This window comes from Acinetobacter sp. AOR01_HL (assembly GCF_027855455.1).
GTDB lineage: Bacteria > Pseudomonadota > Gammaproteobacteria > Pseudomonadales > Moraxellaceae > Acinetobacter > Acinetobacter baumannii.
The window spans coordinates 1-2,133 of record NZ_JAKTIM010000031.1; the positions used below are offsets into that span (position 1 = coordinate 1).

General features: G+C 34.5%; 3 protein-coding genes. 2 read left to right on the top strand and 1 reads right to left on the bottom strand.

Features of this window, described 5'->3' with window-relative positions:
* Positions 1–8: 8 nt before the first annotated feature.
* Positions 9–1,235, bottom strand: coding sequence for a phage/plasmid replication protein, II/X family (locus tag MKL62_RS09025; RefSeq protein ID WP_032051960.1), 1,227 nt, complete (start codon positions 1,233–1,235; stop codon positions 9–11).
* A gap of 153 nt (positions 1,236–1,388) precedes the next feature.
* On the opposite strand from MKL62_RS09025, the gene MKL62_RS09030 reads away from it, so the two are divergent.
* Positions 1,389–1,580, top strand: a complete 192-nt coding sequence (locus MKL62_RS09030; RefSeq protein ID WP_032051959.1) for a hypothetical protein — start codon at positions 1,389–1,391, stop codon at positions 1,578–1,580.
* Positions 1,577–1,969, top strand: a complete 393-nt coding sequence (locus MKL62_RS09035; RefSeq protein WP_032051958.1) for a hypothetical protein — start codon at positions 1,577–1,579, stop codon at positions 1,967–1,969. Before MKL62_RS09030 ends, MKL62_RS09035 begins: the two co-directional genes overlap by 4 nt.
* Positions 1,970–2,133: the final 164 nt, after the last annotated feature.

The window sequence follows — 2,133 nt, forward strand, 5'->3', positions numbered from 1 at the left end:
ACCTCTCTTTAGGCAACTAGATGTAAACCCTGATTCTTTGGGCTGTATTGTGAAACTGGTTGAACGTAATCTGGTGGTAATTGATCAGCCATCTTGAGTTCAAATAAACGGACAAATGGGATAACTTTGCCGTCTGGATTTTTAGCAAGGTTCTGAAGATGTGATTTGCTGATACCACAATCAAGCAAATGCTTAAGAGCATCATGGAATGTAGTTTTATTATATAAATCAACTGTCTTCTTCCAGCCAAGCTGACGCATTAAAGAATAAAATTTCATAGCATTTTTAGCTTTGGTATAACTTGGCTTACCTGTCTTGGTATACGTAACTAATTGAGATTTAAATAACTCAAGTAATTGATCATCATTAGCGAAATTCATGTATTTACCCTTCATAGTATTTAAGATGGGGTCAAACGCTACGTGCCAGAGGCGTAGCAATAATTCTGGCTGTTCATGTTGCAGCTTAATTAGCTGTAATAAATTAGATGGATAACCATTCTTGGTTAAATAAGTTTTACAAATACGGGCTTCTAAACGAAGAATGGCGTTAGCAAATGGCAAGGCATTATTCATAGCAATAACAAGTGATTTAGAGCGCATACAGCCCTTATCTGCTTTCTTCTGTAGCTTATGTAATTGGCTTTTTACTTCTTCAAATTTGCCATAAGCCTTAGGTCGAATAGATGCACCATCATTACCCCAAGTGATGTAGTTCTCGTACTTAATCTGTCTAGCTTTACGGTGACCCGAAGCCAAGTTAGCCATATAATCCAAAGTTGGTTGAACCATATTCTGATGAGGCAATCTAAATAAATATGTCGTATCTAGATGTAAGACCTCAGTATTTTCCAAGTCCAAAATCGGGGCTAACTGGGGAAAGGCTTCGAGTAACATGCCAAGCATATGATCAGAACCTAATTCTATAGACTCAAAACCATACACATTGTGACCTTGTAACAACTTCAATGGAGATGCCTTAATCTCAACATAAGGTGTTCTATTGATTGTATGCGTATAAAACTTCATAGCCATGTCGGTGTAATCACTAGGAAGAGACTCAAAAGGATGATAAAGCTCCCCTGTCGTTGTAGTTCCATCATCCAATTTACCAACATGTCGAGTCGCAGCAGGAATACCAAAATCGCGAATATCACCAGTAAACCAGTGATTATTCTCTAAGCTACGAACATGCGTAGGTATGATTGGAATAGCTAACCGCAGAAAATCAAGCATGATGATTACTCTGATTTTATAGTTATTAAAATTTGTTGTTTGATCATGAAATTCCCCAATTTCTATAAGATTCTATAATTCTATAGAAATATAGTACAAAACAATTCTATAAAATTCTATAGAATTATAGATATTTTTTTAGAGGGCAAAAAAATGGCTCAAAGTATCGCTTTAAATGAATGGGAACAAAAAAAGCTCTATAAAAAAATGATAGAGCTGAATAACAAATTGGCAGACAAGGATATGAGAGGCATATCTAAAGAAAGCCAATTAGTACACAGAATATTAGAGTTAACAATTGACAAATTAGACATATCAGAAAGCGGAAGTATCATCATTAAATGAACGATGAAGAATACAAAAAAATCTGTAAAAAGATAAAAAAAGTACATGATAAAATCACACCAACAGGTAGGCTTTCAACCGCAAGATCGGATGCGATCTGCGGATTTCTTATATGTGCAATATCAGATGGATTAGAAGAAGAAAAAAAATATGTAGGTGAACGATCATACAAAAGATACATAAATGATTTAAAAAAATGTGGTATTACAGAAAAATTTATAAATAAAGAACATGAACGAGAAAAAGCTATAAGAAAATTTCAGGAAGAATATCCTGAAATTATACATGCCCTATTAAATATAGATTTTAAAAATCAAGTTCCAGAAGGTTATGAACCACCAAAAAGCCAATACAACATAGAAGAAATAATCGACAAAAAGATTAAATAATAAACAAAATATATAGTTGTTGCGAAAGGTTCTCATTAAGTCTAAAAGCATTGGTATATATAGCTCATAGACGAAATAGAAAAAAACTTTCCGAACTCAGGCACACTATTAGATAGCAGTGTGCCCTCTCACCTCAAGCTGTTCTCTCCTCCTCCGCCTCCTCG

Excerpts from the sequence above, each read along its gene's own strand:
- MKL62_RS09025 (WP_032051960.1), bottom strand. The coding sequence starts at position 1,235 with ATGCTTGATTTTCTGCGGTTAGCTATTCCAATCATACCTACGCATGTT.
- MKL62_RS09030 (WP_032051959.1), top strand. The coding sequence starts at position 1,389 with ATGGCTCAAAGTATCGCTTTAAATGAATGGGAACAAAAAAAGCTCTAT.
- MKL62_RS09035 (WP_032051958.1), top strand. The coding sequence starts at position 1,577 with ATGAACGATGAAGAATACAAAAAAATCTGTAAAAAGATAAAAAAAGTA.